This window comes from Ureibacillus sp. FSL K6-0786 (assembly GCF_037965165.1).
Classification (GTDB): Bacteria; Bacillota; Bacilli; order Bacillales_A; family Planococcaceae; genus Ureibacillus; species Ureibacillus thermosphaericus.
Map to the genome: position 1 here is coordinate 617,615 of NZ_CP150191.1, position 15,973 is coordinate 633,587.

At 35.7% G+C, this 15,973-nt stretch carries 18 protein-coding genes; 5 read left to right on the top strand and 13 right to left on the bottom strand.

From position 1 onward, the window contains the following. Positions 1–92 precede the first annotated feature (92 nt). Complete coding sequence (gene rpmF / locus NSQ18_RS03090; protein ID WP_016837519.1) at positions 93–266, bottom strand: 50S ribosomal protein L32; 174 nt, start codon at positions 264–266, stop codon at positions 93–95. Between the two features lie 21 nt (positions 267–287). Continuing rightward, positions 288–827 (bottom strand): YceD family protein, encoded by a 540-nt coding sequence (locus tag NSQ18_RS03095; RefSeq protein WP_016837520.1) that lies wholly within the window; start codon positions 825–827, stop codon positions 288–290. A gap of 158 nt (positions 828–985) precedes the next feature. Between NSQ18_RS03095 and NSQ18_RS03100 the strand changes: the two genes are divergently transcribed. Beyond that, on the top strand, positions 986–2,194 hold the full coding sequence (locus tag NSQ18_RS03100) for a nucleotidyltransferase (RefSeq protein ID WP_168411945.1): 1,209 nt from the start codon (positions 986–988) through the stop codon (positions 2,192–2,194). A 2-nt stretch (positions 2,195–2,196) separates the two neighbouring features. On the opposite strand, the gene NSQ18_RS03105 is transcribed toward NSQ18_RS03100, so the two are convergent. Then, on the bottom strand, positions 2,197–3,246 hold the full coding sequence (locus NSQ18_RS03105; protein ID WP_016837523.1) for a SepM family pheromone-processing serine protease: 1,050 nt from the start codon (positions 3,244–3,246) through the stop codon (positions 2,197–2,199). A 217-nt stretch (positions 3,247–3,463) separates the two neighbouring features. Here NSQ18_RS03105 and NSQ18_RS03110 point away from each other — a divergent pair, with 217 nt between their 5' ends. Further along, entirely contained in the window at positions 3,464–4,258 is a 795-nt protein-coding gene (locus NSQ18_RS03110; RefSeq protein WP_016837524.1) for a hypothetical protein, read from the top strand. Between the two features lie 53 nt (positions 4,259–4,311). Here the strand turns inward: NSQ18_RS03110 and coaD are convergent, their stop codons facing one another. Genes coaD through NSQ18_RS03125 form a run of 3 tightly spaced genes read right to left on the bottom strand, consistent with a single transcriptional unit; the run spans position 4,312 to position 6,803 of the window. After that, positions 4,312–4,797 carry a pantetheine-phosphate adenylyltransferase gene (coaD, locus tag NSQ18_RS03115; protein ID WP_016837525.1) on the bottom strand — a complete coding sequence of 162 codons (486 nt, stop codon included), beginning with the start codon at positions 4,795–4,797 and terminating at the stop codon, positions 4,312–4,314. Between the two features lie 13 nt (positions 4,798–4,810). Continuing rightward, the gene (gene rsmD / locus NSQ18_RS03120) at positions 4,811–5,368 is read right to left on the bottom strand and encodes a 16S rRNA (guanine(966)-N(2))-methyltransferase RsmD (protein ID WP_322788819.1); all 558 of its coding nucleotides are present in this window, start codon (positions 5,366–5,368) and stop codon (positions 4,811–4,813) included. A 13-nt stretch (positions 5,369–5,381) separates the two neighbouring features. Beyond that, positions 5,382–6,803 carry a hypothetical protein gene (locus NSQ18_RS03125; protein ID WP_016837527.1) on the bottom strand — a complete coding sequence of 474 codons (1,422 nt, stop codon included), beginning with the start codon at positions 6,801–6,803 and terminating at the stop codon, positions 5,382–5,384. Between the two features lie 55 nt (positions 6,804–6,858). Here NSQ18_RS03125 and NSQ18_RS03130 point away from each other — a divergent pair, with 55 nt between their 5' ends. Continuing rightward, positions 6,859–7,248 carry a hypothetical protein gene (locus NSQ18_RS03130; protein ID WP_016837528.1) on the top strand — a complete coding sequence of 130 codons (390 nt, stop codon included), beginning with the start codon at positions 6,859–6,861 and terminating at the stop codon, positions 7,246–7,248. Positions 7,249–7,251: 3 nt separating this feature from the next. Here the strand turns inward: NSQ18_RS03130 and NSQ18_RS03135 are convergent, their stop codons facing one another. Then, positions 7,252–7,530 (bottom strand): DUF2129 domain-containing protein, encoded by a 279-nt coding sequence (locus NSQ18_RS03135; protein WP_016837529.1) that lies wholly within the window; start codon positions 7,528–7,530, stop codon positions 7,252–7,254. Positions 7,531–7,711: 181 nt separating this feature from the next. On the opposite strand from NSQ18_RS03135, the gene NSQ18_RS03140 reads away from it, so the two are divergent. Beyond that, positions 7,712–8,650, top strand: coding sequence for a glycerophosphodiester phosphodiesterase (locus NSQ18_RS03140; RefSeq protein WP_016837530.1), 939 nt, complete (start codon positions 7,712–7,714; stop codon positions 8,648–8,650). 91 nt (positions 8,651–8,741) lie between these two features. Here the strand turns inward: NSQ18_RS03140 and ltrA are convergent, their stop codons facing one another. From ltrA to NSQ18_RS03160, 4 genes are all read right to left on the bottom strand, one after another. Next, positions 8,742–10,004, bottom strand: a complete 1,263-nt coding sequence (gene ltrA / locus NSQ18_RS03145) for a group II intron reverse transcriptase/maturase (protein WP_339289584.1) — start codon at positions 10,002–10,004, stop codon at positions 8,742–8,744. Between the two features lie 615 nt (positions 10,005–10,619). After that, positions 10,620–11,063, bottom strand: a complete 444-nt coding sequence (locus NSQ18_RS03150; RefSeq protein WP_339289586.1) for a YlbF family regulator — start codon at positions 11,061–11,063, stop codon at positions 10,620–10,622. 91 nt (positions 11,064–11,154) lie between these two features. Further along, entirely contained in the window at positions 11,155–12,648 is a 1,494-nt protein-coding gene (locus NSQ18_RS03155) for a UDP-N-acetylmuramoyl-L-alanyl-D-glutamate--2,6-diaminopimelate ligase (protein ID WP_339288926.1), read from the bottom strand. 143 nt (positions 12,649–12,791) lie between these two features. After that, positions 12,792–13,841 (bottom strand): CAP domain-containing protein, encoded by a 1,050-nt coding sequence (locus NSQ18_RS03160; RefSeq protein ID WP_016837533.1) that lies wholly within the window; start codon positions 13,839–13,841, stop codon positions 12,792–12,794. Positions 13,842–13,986: 145 nt separating this feature from the next. Here NSQ18_RS03160 and NSQ18_RS03165 point away from each other — a divergent pair, with 145 nt between their 5' ends. After that, the gene (locus NSQ18_RS03165) at positions 13,987–14,349 is read left to right on the top strand and encodes a YugN family protein (protein ID WP_339288928.1); all 363 of its coding nucleotides are present in this window, start codon (positions 13,987–13,989) and stop codon (positions 14,347–14,349) included. Between the two features lie 114 nt (positions 14,350–14,463). Here the strand turns inward: NSQ18_RS03165 and NSQ18_RS03170 are convergent, their stop codons facing one another. Further along, a complete protein-coding gene (locus NSQ18_RS03170) occupies positions 14,464–14,925 on the bottom strand; it encodes a DUF420 domain-containing protein (RefSeq protein ID WP_339288930.1) in 462 nt (153 codons plus the stop codon). 19 nt (positions 14,926–14,944) lie between these two features. After that, positions 14,945–15,877, bottom strand: a complete 933-nt coding sequence (ctaG, locus tag NSQ18_RS03175; protein ID WP_016837536.1) for a cytochrome c oxidase assembly factor CtaG — start codon at positions 15,875–15,877, stop codon at positions 14,945–14,947. Between the last annotated feature and the right edge of the window lie 96 nt (positions 15,878–15,973).

Sequence of the window (15,973 nt, forward strand, 5' to 3'; positions counted from 1 at the left end):
ATTTCATGAACATAATGCAAAAAAAGACTATTAGAGAGCCATGGTCACTCTAATAGTCTTTCGTAAGCAGCGTATAACGAATCTACGCTTTATTATTTACTTACCACTTCTTTACCTTTGTAATGTCCGCAAGATTTGCATACATGGTGAGATAAAGTTGGTTCACCACAATTTGGACAATTCACCATACCAGGTACTGATAATTTGTAATGTGTACGGCGTTTTCTTTTAGCAGTTTTAGAAGTTCTTCTAAATGGTACAGCCATGATTGGCACCTCCTTGCAGATTTATTCATCTGTTTTTGATTGATCAAAAAACTTAGCTAATCCAGCAAGTCTTGGATCCACTTTTGGTTCGTCATTTACTTTTTGACTAACGTCTTCTTCTGTTGAATAACTCCAGTCTTTACCACCTTTAATAGTACCTTCAGTACCTTCTTTAAATACTTGCATCGGCACTTCAAGAAGAATGATTTCTTCTAAGACTGGCTTCAAATCGATGACTTCTCCATCTATGTAATGGATATCTTCATCTTCTTCATTTCCCCGAAGTTCTGGATCAACCCAGCTAAAGACTTCTACCGTCTCAACTTCAATAGGAAATTCAACATCCTCCCAAGTACGAGCACAAGGGAGTATTAAGGTCGCTGTCAAAGTAAACTGACAAGTCATTTGTGAACTTCCGATTGTACAGTGACCTTTTACATGAACGGGTGAAATATCGCGAATTTCTTGATTTCGCTTTTTCACTTCATCCAATTGCACAACTGTATCGATCGGCATTCCTTTATGGCGATACTTCGAAAGTTGATGAATTGACCATTTCATTCACGAATCACCCCGAGACAACAATGTTGATTATATAATGAGGTAATATAGATGTCAAGATATTTTCTTGTCACTTTACAAAAACGCTTCTATAATTCAGTATTAACTAAAGAGATAATTTTAGAAGAAAGATTGTATTATTTGAAAGGGGCTTTTTTATGAAAGCGGTTGGAATAGTCGTTGAGTATAATCCATTTCATAACGGACATTACTATCATGTTACCCAATCTAAAAAGATTACAAACGCCGATGTAGTCGTCGCTGTTATGAGTGGCCCCTTTTTACAAAGAGGTGAACCTTCTCTTGTCTCTAAATGGCATCGAGCAAAAATGGCTTTACAAAGCGGTGTCGATATCGTTGTTGAATTACCATATGTTTATAGCACAGCTAATGCACCTGTATTTGCTGAAGGTGCGATATTTCTCCTTGACGCATTACAATGCGATGCTTTTTCATTTGGGAGCGAAGAAGGAAAACTCGAACCTTTCATTAACACTGCTAATCTAATTGAAGAACATAATGAAGAATATAATGCGCTCATCAAGAAGTACGTATCAACAGGAACTAGTTATCCACAAAGCTTATATTACGCTTATGAACAATTAAAACAAAAGAAAAATGAAAATTACATCGACTTGTCCAAACCAAATAACATTCTTGGTTATCACTATATTGCCGCTGCAAAAAAATTCAATTTATCAATTCAACCAATGACAATTCAACGATTGCATGCAGGCTATCACGATGCAATCAATGAAACATCGACAATCGCCAGTGCAACTGGTATTCGTAAAGAAATATTTCAAAAGAGAAATGTTGAAGCGATACGTAATTTCGTACCAAATTCAACTTATGTCCATCTTGTTGAATGGCAACAACAATTTTCAAAATTTGTTGACTGGGATGCTTTCTGGCCACTATTAAAATATGCCATCATGCGTTATAATCCAGAAAACTTGAGAGCCTTTGCAGATGTTTCGGAAGGAATTGAATATGCTCTCATCAAACATGTAAAACATAGTGAAAACTTTTCACAATTTATGTCAGACATAAAATCAAAGCGGTATACTTGGACGAGATTGCAAAGAATGCTGACGCACATTTTTACTGGCATAACGAAAGATGAATTGCATCAATTCAAGCATCCAACCTACATTCGTTTACTTGGAATGACAAAAAATGGACAAGCTTATTTATCAGAAAGAAAAAAGAATTTAGAGTTGCCGATTATTAGCCGAGTAGCACAAGCAAAGGATCAAATGCTTCAAATCGACATTAGAGCATCTGAAATGTATGCTTTAGGCGTTGAATTATTTTCACAAAAGAAAATTGACGGAGATTATAAAACTCCGCCAATACGATTATAGAATTACGATTTATCTTTTTCAGGAAGACTTGCTAAATAATTTAATGCATCGTCAATCGTTTTTACCGGCACGATTTTCATGTCGGTATTTAATTTTTTTGCGATATTGACAGCAGCTTCATAATTGGAAAGAATGGCTGGATTATTCTTCTTGACTTCTTCAGGTATTTCATCATCAGGAGCGAAGAAAATTTCCATGCCATCTTCATGAGCTGCAACAACTTTCTTTTCAATGCCTCCGATACGACCGACTGTGCCGTCTTCATGGATTTCTCCAGTTCCTGCAACTAAATATCCCTTTGTAATATCTTCTTCTAACAGTTGATTCAGAATTTCTAAAGTGAACATTAACCCTGCAGAAGGTCCTCCAATATCTTCTGCATTCACTTTTACCATCGGTTCTGTTTTAATCGTTTTATTTTCGGAATAAGTAATCCCTAAACCAACCTTCCCATCACTATCTGGGATTTCCTTTAATGTAATAGTGCGATCCAGCAATTTATCATTGCGGTGAATCACTAATTGGACGACATCATTTTCTTTTTTCGTTTCTAAAATATGAACTAAATCTTCCGCTTTTTTTATAATATTCCCATCAATTTCTTGGATTTTATCTCCAGGCTCTAATTGCCCATCACTGGCACCACCAGCTAATACATTTAAAACAGTGATGCCCTGATAATCAACTGTATACGGTAAACCAGCCTTATTATAAGCGACGTAAATAGCATTAAATTGTGAATCCTTCATTAGCTTTAATTGACGAACGTTATATTCCCGTTCATCCTCTTCTTTATGGTGAACTTCCTCTTTTTTCAAAATATCTTCATACTCTTTAAACTTTGCGATGAGATATGTCAAGGGTGTCGCTGGTCCCATTGCAACCGTCATAAGACTGATTGTTCCTTCATCGTCCAAATCCCCATTTTCCACAGTAACAAATTCGCTAACATCATAGGAGCTTCCAGGTTTCATAATATAGTAGTCCAGCTTGTAAAAAGATAAAAAAAATAAAACCAACATCGTAACGATTATCGTAATAAAATGTTTCAAAAGTTAAAGCACCTCCTATGTTAGCTCGAAAAAGACTAAAAAAATTAAATCGTGCATATATTAGTTTAGCATTTGGTTCATCGAAAAAACAAAAGTTGAAAAGAGTTGATGGCTTATTCCACTACTATATCTTTTCGTATGTATAACGCTCATTTGTTTACTATTACTATTTCCAGGAATCGCTCATAAAGGAGCGGACCTTGGACTTCAACTATTCATGGAAGCTTTATTCCCATATTTACTTCCGTATTTGATTTTAACACAATGGTTTATTCGCTTAACACCTGAAAAGGAAAATTCCTTATCAAGATTCAAATTATATTTTAAAACATACGGCATCAGTGCACTCGGTGGTTTCCCAACCGGTGCCGCAACCATTGCCTATTTAAAAAGAACAAATCAAATTTCAAAAAGTGAAGCAAACGGCTTATTAAGTATTTGTCATAGTCCAAGCCCTTTATTCGTATTAGGATTTGTTGGACATGACTTACTACATGATACCCGCTTCAGCTGGCAATATTTAATTTTATATCATACAGTTTCTCTATTCCTTTTGCTGTTATATTATTTTTACCATCGTTCCAATCCTCGGCAAGAAATCAAATTAGACAACCTTAGACGAAATGAAAATCCATTCATTTCTAGCATCAAAGACAGTATTCCTACTGTTCTTGTCGTCGGTTCAACAATCATCTTTTTTACAACCATTTATACCGTCGTCATGTTTACAATTCAGACAATTTTGCCAAATATACATAAAAATCTACTACTATTAACAGCAGCATCTTTAGAAATGACGAACGGACTTCAAATTGCACATAAGTTTTTTGCCGATGAATCAATTATACTTCCTTTGCTAATGGCTACTTTCTTATCAAGCCAAAGTTTAAGCATTCATATGCAAGTAGCAGTCATCGCAAAAAGTGAAAACATTTCGCTCAAACCCTACATTCTATTAAGAGTTCTCATCACGATTATTATTCCGTTGCTATATTTTATATTATTTTTATAACTTTATAAAAAGAGAAAACTCGGCAGATGCATTTTATCTTGCCGAGTTTTCGATTATTGATGAAATTTCTTCTTTAATGCTTCTTCTACTTCACAAGGTACTAATCCTTTTACGCTTCCACCATAGCGAGCAACTTCCTTCACAATACTAGAACTTAAGAAGGAATATTGATTTTTAGTCATGATGAAAAATGTTTCAATCGATTCATCTAAAAAACGATTCATCGATGTTATTTGCATCTCATATTCGAAGTCTGATACTGCTCTTAAACCTCGAACAATAGCGATGGCGTTTCGAGACTTCGCATAATCCACAAGCAATCCAGAAGAACTTTCAACGCGAATATTTGGAATATCCTTCGTTACCTTTTCGATCAACTCAAGTCTTTCTTCAATAGTAAACAACGGATTTTTTGAAGAATTTTTCAATGCAGCAACATATACAAGATCAAATACATCTGCTGCCCGTTTAATAATGTCTAAATGTCCATTCGTAATCGGGTCAAAACTTCCCGGTACTACTGCAATTTTTTGCGACAATTTCTCCCTCTCCCTAATTCATTCGATAAATTGAAATAATAGTATTTCCATAAGTTTCATCTCGGATGCATGAATATCGTCCGTAAGCATCTGGCAATTGTACTTCAGTCGAATGTTCACAAACGATTATTGCATCGTCAGCCAGCTTTCCGCCTTCTACAAGAAGTGAAATGTAATCATAATATTCTAGCTTGTTATATGGGGGATCAACAAATAAATAATCTATTTGGATATCCCTTTTTAGCAGTGCCTTTACAGCACGGCTTGCATCTGTACAATACACTTCCGAAAACTCTTCGTAACGGCACTTTTTTATATTCTCTTTCAATACTTGAACAGCTCGGCGATCTTTCTCAATAAAGATAGCTTTTTCCGCACCTCTACTTAATGCTTCAATTCCTAGTCCGCCGCTGCCAGCAAATAAATCTAATGCTATTCCACCTTCGAAAAAAGGCCCGATGATATTAAATAGTGCTTCTTTCACTTTATCCGTTGTAGGTCTCGTAGTCGTTCCGGCAATCGCTCTGAGCGGTATCCCTTTCCTTTCACCGGCTACTACTCGCATCTTCATCACCAAGCTTTCACTATTGTTGTTCAGTGTCAATGTTTTTTATGGAAATAGAGTCTTTCTTTTTATCCATTTCAATGAAAAATAGCTTTTGCACCCAAGACTCTTCAATGTAATACTTATCAGCTATCACTTTTATTGGTTGTGACACGGTATTGTAGCGTCTTTGGTTATAAACATAAAATTCATGATTAAAAGGAAAACGATATTGTCTAATATCATTATTTACATAATAACCTTTTTCCCCAACTCGTGTTTCATAACCGAGATGATGTAATAAAGAGTCAGCAGAATATAACACTTGACCATCTTTAAAAATTACTTCAACGTCATCTACTAATCGAGCATTTACATAAACATCTCGGAAATCATTGAATAGTAACGGAAATACTCCATCAGTTGCGACGTTTGACTGGAAATATTGTGTATGGTTTGCAAACACTTCGCTTAATTGTTCATCTAAAAGCGCTGCATCGATTTTTTTACCTTCTAAATCATGTAACTTTTGTTTCCAAAGTTCAAGTTGTTCTTCTGTCAATCGACTTTTTAAAGTCATTGTTATTTCTTTAGCTTTTTCCCCGCCAATCTCAGAATCAGATAAAATCGAAGCCATAACCTCAGTTACCCATGCAGGTACATTTTCAAACTGAAATTTCGTGCGTAATTGGGACAATATAACTTCTTCCTTTAAGGCTTCTATTGACAAATTATTAGAAAACAAAATACGTTCGCCTTGTTTACCAGAAAGATTCGAACCATGAACAACCGCGACGTGTTCATCATTTAAGAAATTCACTTTATTTAGCTGTTCTACTAATTCGTTTTCGATTTTATTTGTCGAATAAATAGAAATCAAATCAAGTTCATTTTGCAATTGTAAATGATCAGCATAAAAAAGTTCTTTCACTGGACCTGTGCCGCTAAACATTGAATAATGCACAAGGGATAATGATTGCTGACCAACTAAAGGTAAACCTGTAACCCATGTTCCAGCAATTGATTGTTCAGTTGTAATATGTACTGTTGAATAAGATACAATACCATTTTCTAACGTCACAAAAATATCTTTCATTAATTGATTTGGTTTTAATCCTCCATCAAGGGGTATTATGTATGAGATCGACTGAGTTTGTATATCACTTTCTTGGAATTTAGAAAAATCCTCGCTTAACCGTTTGCAGCTATTTTCTGATTCAATAAAACAATCGGGGTTTACAGCTTGTTCTGGCCAGTTGATAGAAATCGTTTGATTTGGTAAATTTCTAAAGTGATGACGAATATCTAAACTTTGACCTCTGTATACAATATCAATTTCTTGCGTGTAAGTAAAATCGTCTATTTCGCTCTCTCGATAATCGGAATAAACTTGGTATTGAAAAAAAAGCACGCCGCTAATAAGCAAAACTAGCAGACTAAAAAAACTAATGATATATTTCATATGCAAACCACCTCGAACATGCTACTATTATGTACATAGAAAGGATGATAACAATATGACGCAACAGTTTGTTGAACTCGGACAAGGCTACGGAGATATATACGAGCTTTGTGAATTAATTCGTACAAATGAAAAAAGATTCCATAATGCCTTTTTGTTTATTTCTTATAAAGGCAATCAAGCATATGCCTCTCCTGCAGTAGCCTTTCAACCAGTTGGTGACAGCAACTTTATGCCAATATACATATGTAGAGAAGGGATACCATACACTCCAGAAAAACCTTCTAAACGGCTAGAATTATTTGAAGAGTCGTTAAAGGCCATTGGCAAAGAAGCCGTTCAAATGGATATTAAACATTCCTGCTATTACTCCGAAACGATTTTATTCTATCAACATTTAATTGGTGTATTAAGAATGAACCGTTTAATTCCGCAACTCTCTTAATGTTCAAAGTCCTATTTTATAATCGTATTCTTGGTCCTGATCTTTCTTAGACTTTGTATTTTCAAATTCATTTTTTACAAACGGTAAGTACGATTCAACAACGTCTTTCACAAAAGGAAGGCGTTGTATTTTATTTTTAATATAAGAAATTTCATCTCTATTACAATAGAGCACTACGTATTTTAATTTTCTTGAAATGTATTGGACATTTCCAAACTTTCTCAAGCTTTTAGCATGCTTCAGTTGATAAACATACACGATTAGCCCTTGACGTTCTTGCATTTTTATTACCCCTTTTCTTCATTTAAAGGATACCATATAGTTATTTTTGATAGCAACTGACATTCGTGACATGATGTTACAATTTCCGTTATAATCATCTTTATAAGATGCAATCTATACAAGTAATGATTTTAGAATTCATATTCGTTAATATATAGAAGCTCGTAAAGGAGGCCTAGTCATGGGTAAAAAAACGAAACTGGCACTGGCCATTGCCGCCGCAAGTGCAGCAGCATGGGCTGGAAGTAAAGCTTTTCTAAAACCCCAAAAACGAGAAGGAAAAGAAGTATTAAGCATGGATATACCTGTCGTCTTAGCACATAGGGGCGGTGCACTAATTGCACCTGAACATACAATGATTGCTTTTGAAAAATCCTTTGAACTAGGGGTAGATGGTTTTGAAATTGATATACGATTAACAAAAGACGAAGAGATTGTAGTACTTCATGATGAAACAATTGACCGCACTTCTGATGGAATGGGTGCTGTAAAAGATTTTACGCTAGAAGAACTAAAAAACTTTAATTTTGGTTTCCATTATAAAGATAACAATGGAAATGTCCCTTATCGCAATCAAAAAGTAGAAATCGTAACATTAAGAGAGTTATTTGAAAAGTTCCCAAATATGTTTATTAACATCGATATTAAAGATAGTCCAGAAACTTATGAAGGTAGTTTAATGCCTTCGAAACTTTGGAGATTGATTGAAGAATATAACGCAGAAAATCGAGTGGTGGTAACGAGCTTCTATAGTGAACAAGTGGATCGTTTTAATTTGTACGCCCAAAACCGAGTCGCATTAGGAGCTGGAGAATCGGATGTCCGAAAAGCGTTTGCAGCATTTACAAGCCAATTTGGTCATCTTTATCATCCAAAAGTAGATGTTTTTCAAATCCCAATAAAGTCCGGAAGGTTCTCTTTAGACTCACCGAAATTTATCGCCTTTTTAAACAATTTAAATATCCCTGTCCATTATTGGGTAATTGACGATGAAGAATTGATGAGAAAACTACTAGATAATGGAGCGCAAGGCATTATCACCGATAGACCGGATATTGCTGTTCCCCTCGTTCGGGATTGGGTAGAACACCATAAAGAAAAAGGGGAAAATCTTTCATAAAGTCTTTGAATTCTTCAATCGAGTAGGAGGGAGCGATTAACTCCCGTCCTCTCACACCACCGTACGTACGGTTCCGTATACGGCGGTTCAATTAAGATAATTGACGCAAGTTTTCATAACGAGCTTCAAGACTTTTCAGCCCTTGGTTTCTCCAATAGGAGTTACCAAGGGTTCTGTGTAATATTGGACTATTTGAAATACGCCAATAACTCTTCCGAGTATTTCCCCATTCATACGCTTGCCATTGTGGTACGCCAAGTTGAATAAGGTTGCGTATCTTTGTTTTCGGTTTCTTCCAGTTCTTCCATAGACACATTCGAAGTCTTCTACGAATCCATTTATCTAATTCAAGGAATATAGATTTGGTGTCTGCTAACGCAAAATATCCACACCATCCCATTAGATATTGATTCAGTTTCTGAATGCGGTATTCCATCGGGTAGGGCATCTTGCGTGATGTGATTTCACGAACTTTATTCTTCATTCGTTTAAGGCTTTCTTTTGCGATACGAACCTTTGGCTCTTTATGATAGGTATAGCTAAATCCTAGAAACTTACGTTTCCATGGACGGTCGACCGCTGATTTCTTTTCATTTACTTTCAGTCGTAGTTTTCCTTCAATGAATCGTTGAATGCTTGCCATTGTGCGAAGTCCTGCTCGTTTACTTTTCACGTAAATGTTACAGTCATCCGCATATCGAACGAATTTGTGTCCTCTTCTTTCCAATTCTTTATCTAGTTCATCTAGTACAATGTTAGATAGTAGCGGACTTAATGGTCCTCCTTGTGGAGTTCCTTCTAATGTGCTTGACACCACACCATTAATCATGACTCCCGATTGTAAATACTTACGAATCAATTTCAGTAATGGTTTATCTTGGATTCTCTTCGCGAGTGTACCCATTAATCTGTCATGGTTGACCTTATCAAAGAATTTCTCCAAGTCCATATCTACAACCCATCGATGTCCATCTCTTATATATTCTTTCGCTTTCCTCACCGCATCATGGGCACTTCGGTTTGGTCTAAATCCGTAGCTGTTTTCAGAGAATGTAGGGTCATACACTTTTGAAAGTACTTGGGCGATTGCTTGTTGAATCAAACGGTCTGTTACGGTAGGGATTCCTAGTAAACGAACACCGCCGTCAGGTTTCGGGATTTCGACTCTGCGGACTGGCATTGGTTCATAAGTTCCCTTGAGAATTGCCTCCTTAATAGATAGCCAGTTTTCGACTATGTGCTGTCGTAGGTTTTGTACGGGCATCATATCTACTCCGTGGCTTCCTTTATTCTGTTCTACACGTTTTAGTGCTTGAAGCATGTTCTCCCGTGACAGGATTTGATTCAAAAGCATCGTTATTCTCCTTCCGTGAATAGCTGTTCTCTTTATGCCAGTGGTCACTCCACCCTCCAAGAGGTCCCCCACGGGATTCACCGCTTCCTTCCTCAAGTGAGGTACTACGTTTTCTGTGTTCATCATGACTCACTGAATGCCAAGGGCTATTCTCTCTTAATTGTTCGGTCCTTCTTAGTTGTTCTAGACCAACTAATACTATGACCTCTGCTGACTTCTGACGGTTCAGCTACTTATCACTAAGTAGGTTATGAAGCGTACTTCACCTATCCGCCAGACCTCCCCGGGTAAGTACATGCACTTTCACACCATCTATCCGCCTCATCTACTCGATATGACCTTCGACAGAAAGAGCTTTGTTTTGTTTTGCAAACTCACTCAATCATACCTAGCCTTATATGAGGTTCGTGTTCCTCGGACCGGTGTTTTGCCTCCAGCTTCCTTCAGATTCCGCGTCACCACGGACACCCTTGCTCTTGGCTAACCTCTACTTCTGTCTTCGGGGTTCGGGACTTACACCCTATAGTTCATGTACATGCCGGGCGCACAATAAAAAACGGCTTAAGCATTAATAACTTAAGCCGTTCATTTATAAACTAAATATATCACACGAAATCAAGCTGAACAGGAGCAACTTCCACCTGATCCGCATCCGCCTGAACTGCAAGATGTTTCAAAAAATGGGTTGCTAACTGGAACTTTAACCGCTTCAGAAACAGACTTTCCGATAATAAGACTTATTTCATCCAGCATATCTTGCAGCTCATTTTCCGCAAGCTTTAAATTCGCTACTTTTTCATCAAGATCCAGCTCTCTCTTCAACTTCCTGATTTCTTTCATAATTGAATGATAATCGGGATGATATTTGCCAAAGCGTTGTACATCCTCGTACTGCACTTTCATTCGATTAAATGCGGCAATTTTTTCAACTAATACTCTATCACTATATACAGCATGATGAGCTTGTTGATAATTGCGTACGGGCTCAGAACTGAGAATCATTGAGCTTAACGCATCCGCTTCATCTAAAATGAAGGCCCATTCTGATGTCATCATCATCATTTATTCCTCCAATCTGTACATCTATCATAGCAAAATTTGAACAAAGTTTAAATTTGCAATACTTGTTTTCTTGACCTTCATTTTGAAATTATTGAGACTGGCAATCATCCACTTTATTTTTTAACGATTTAGCTAATACAGATTGCACACACTCATAATCGGAAAAATAAATCTCCTTATCTTTAAACGTTTGTGTCGTTTCATGGCCTTTACCTGCAATAACAATCGTATCTCCTTCTTTTGCAGATAAAATCGCCTTCTCTATAGCTTCTGCCCGATCTAAAATCATTTCATATTTTTGAGTGGATATAAAACCAGCTGCAATTTGAGAATTAATATATGCAGGATCTTCACTTCTTGGATTGTCTGTTGTTAAATAAATCATATCTGCATACTTTGTAGCTACTGCTCCCATTTTAATTCGTTTATGTTTATCTCGATCTCCACCACAACTAAAGACTAATATTAAATCACCTTTGGCAGTTTTTCTTAATGTTTTCAATATTGCTCTAAGTGCTGCTTCTGTATGGGCATAATCGATATAAATAGACAAATTTAAATGGTTTGGAATGGACTCAAGCCGACCTTTAGGCAATCGCAACTGCTCTGCCGCTTCACAAATATTTTCGATAGAAAAGCCTAATTCGCTTACTGTCGTAATTGCTGCAATAGCATTTTGCAATTGATGTTCTCCTACGAATGGCAAAGTAAATACTTTTTGACCTTTATCGCTCTGTAAACAGCAAGTGGAATGATGATTTCCCTCTGCTAATAGTTGCAATTGATAATTTACACGATTTCCAAGACCAAAATAAGTTTTTTCCTTTTTCGATTGTAAGCCTACTGTGCGACAAAATGAATCATCACCATTTAGTACTAATTTATCTGCTAGTTGAGCCAAAATTTGTTTTGATTGTTTATACTTCTCGTAAGAACCGTGATCTTCAATATGATCTTCCGCTAAATTTAAAAATACGCCAATATCAATATCACAATCATCTAGTCGATGAGTAGATAACCCCATGGAAGATGCTTCAAGTACGACATATTGAACTTTATTGCGTACTGCGTATTGCAATATTTTGTGTAAATGTTTTGGTTGTAGCGTTGTTAATGCTTCATATTCTATTTGTAATTCTTCACCGTTTATAAAAACTCCATTCGTTCCAATTACCATTACTTTTTTATGTAGTGCTTGTAATAATTGACCAATAAAATGGCTCACAGTCGTTTTTCCATTCGTCCCTGTAATGGCAATCACTTGCATCGCTTCTGCTGGAAATCGATAAATTTTTGCAGCACTAAATGACATGAATTTTAAACAGTTTGGTACCCAAATAAGTGGAACGGATAACTTTAATTGATCAAGTTGTGTTTCATCTTCAATGACAACTCCAACTGCTCCATTTTTTACAGCCAAATCAATATACTGATATCCATCAAATTTTCTTCCTTTTCGTACAACAAATAAATCACCGGGTTTTACATGTTGTGCATAGTCTTCAACGCCATTTACTTCTACACGGATGGAACCGCCTTTTACCGTACATGGCCAATCTTTCAATAATTCTGCTAATTGCACTGTGTCACTCCTTTTCCCTATCATATGCCTAGGTCGCTAATGTGACACTGTCAGAAAAGGATCAACAATAATCCCGTATCCCCTTTTAAAAAAAAAGCACCATTATCCCTGTGGGATATGGTGAACTTTTATATAACGGCTCATTATTTATTAAGAAAGATTTGAGTATAATAATTAATGAAAACGCCTGATCCTACATGAGTGAAATCATCATTCAAAATTAATTGACGATGGTCTTCCGAATTGAACCAACCGTGGGCAGCTTCAATGGCATCGTAATATGCAGTTGCCAAGTTTTCGCCAGCTTCATTATATGAAACAGAATGAGATTCTAAACGATCTTTTAAAGAACCGAATTTCGGAGAATCATGTGATAAATAATTTTCCATATACATTTCTTCACTATGTTCCATTGCAACGATACTTGCATCAACATCCCATTGTAAAGCAGTCACACGTTCTTTTTTACGAAAAACATTTACAATATCAAACAATTGTCTCGAATAGCCTTCATTGCTTTGTTGTAACACATAAGAATTTAAATTAAGCGTTGGAATGAGATCCCCTACAAAAGTCATCTCATATGGCCGATGTTTAATAAGGGTTTCGCTGTTAATAAATCGAATTCCAATTAAAGTATCAGTGAATTGGTCAATATATAATTGAGCAAAAACACCGTCAAATTTTACTAAAATCCGAGTGTGCATATCGTATTCTGTCAATGAAAAGATGTAAATATTTTCCCCTATTTTGACTGATATCTCCGGATTAACTATCGTCATTCGATAAATTTCATCAAGGGTTTGGCCAATTTTATAAGGAGTGGCATCCATATTTTCACCAGCTATGTATACTTGAGTAATTTTCCCGTGATCAACACCAAACATGGCAAAGGAATTACTATCATGATTATAAATCCACCATTCATAACCATAGGCGCTTTGGTCGATGCGATTCGGTTCACCAAACTCTTTCAATAATATATTACTTTCTTGATTTATGTATGTAGAGACCCCCGCTTCCGGTCTTGGTAAAGCATCTTCAAACCCATCTGGAATTTCTGTTTTTGGAATGACAGTAGATTTCAAATTTGGTCCTTCTAAAGGTTTTAATTCACTAGTTGAATCTGATGTATAATAATACACAATAGCTAAAGAAAAAAGGACAATTAATATTCGAAAAAGAGTTTTCATACGATTCATATCCTTTGCTATAATGGTTTCATTATACTAAATTTATCTTGTATGACACAATGTTGTCATTGCAACTCTTGAGAAATTGCACTATTATAAAATTATGCGTAAAATTTTGTGCGATGTAACTAAAGGAGGAACATTCATGTATTTCGAAAACAAAACGCTTGAAGATATAGTAGTAGACCAAGCAGTACTTGTTGATATTATGGAAAAAAACGGTTTAGAATGCCATGGCGCATGGGACTATGATCGTATGACATTTGACAAACGCTTCGATATAAAAGAAGGCCGTTATTATCTACGCGTATTCTGCACAGCAATTTCAGGTGACTGCGGAAATAACACTGCAACTTTAAAAATCTTAAAACCTGCACTTGGTAAATATTATTATCCACATGGCGTAGAATACGGTGATGATGAAGTATTCCCAACTCATTTAGTAAAAAAATGTGAAACGATTTTAGAAAATGTGAAAAAAGATTTAGCCGAATTAGGCATCGCTTAATGCACTCATATATTCATTTTACAAAAGAGGCAGCTGAATAGCCTCTTTTTATTTTTGCTTCAAATTTTACTTAAAAAATAGAAATAAAAAAAGGAGCTATTAAATTAGCTCCTATTAAAATCCAAATATTGCTTTAATGACAGAAGTAGTTTCTCCGCCTTCATAAATAACATATAGAAGTAAATAGACAATAACGCCTGTAATGGCAGTAAAGAACCATATAATACTCGTAATCGGTCCAAGTCGATTATGAGTGCGATACTTTTCCCTTAATCCTGTCACAATGCTAACAATACCAAAAACAGCTCCTACTGTAGCTAATAGGATATGGAAAAATAAGAAGAATGTATAATATATTTTTAACTCTTCTGGTCCACCAAAAGACGTATTACCAATAAAGATAGTTCGACTAGCATAAATAATAAAGAATGTTAATGCACTAACACCAGCTGCCAACATTACTTTTTTATGTGCTTCTTTTTTTCCTTTAATGATTAACCCCCATCCAATTGCAACTAAAATTGCACTTATAACGATGAAGGCTGTGCTGATAGTTGGTAAAATTGGTACGCCCATTCTTTACAAACTCCTATTCTTAATATTGATTTCTTTTTTTCGCTTGAAACTCACTATATGCTTTTGCAGTAATTTCTTCTTCACTAATTTTGTGTTCATCTCTCCACCAGTCGATGAATACAAAATACAGCAAAATTCCTAAAATTATTTCTTGGATAATTTTCATAAGTACTCCGCCCAATTGTTGGTCACGAATTGGTGATAAATTCGTAAACAATTCTGGACCAGATAGTTGAACTGTTGTACTTATGCTAGCTAGAGTTTGATCCGGCACACATAGAGCCATTGCTCTTAACCATGCTTCTCCATCAGTATATGTTGCATAGACAGGATCTTTTGTAAAAATAATTAATGCACAAGCAGGAGTTATTACAACAGCTGTAGCAATTATATATCCAATCTTGTACAACCCTTTTAATTTCGGTTGCCCTGGCACTTCATTCACAAGTGGCCAGTACATAAAAAAGGCAGATAAAAACAATACAAGACTAGCTAAACCATGTAAAGTTTCATCAATTTTAATGTAGTCAAATACTAAAGGAATATGATATACAGAGAAAGTTAATGCAAAACCCAGTACCGAAACGATCGGATTTGTAAACACTTTAATTAGTTTATTGACTACCGGAAACTCAACTACGACTTTCCAAACCCACCATGGAATTCCTTTAATAATCAATATTGGTAGTAATAGCAAATAAAAGGCCATTTGAACCATATGCATTGTAAACGTTATATTCGACATTAAATCAATCGGCGATCCTTTTATTACATATAAAAGCACGATTCCTAAAACAAAGTAAATCGCCTCTCGTTTCTTCAATGGTTCACTCTCTTTAAAATCACTTCTCCAACGAATTGTAATGAGAAAATAGACAATGACTAAAAAAATCAATGTCCCAATCATATATGGGCTCCACAAAGCTTGAAACCCAAATATACTTAAAGGCATATTATCGCTCCTTAAAACCAAGTAGTAAAAATAGCAAAGTTCTATTGACATTATATCATTATTTCACTATACGAAATGTAATAAAAAGGCCATCTT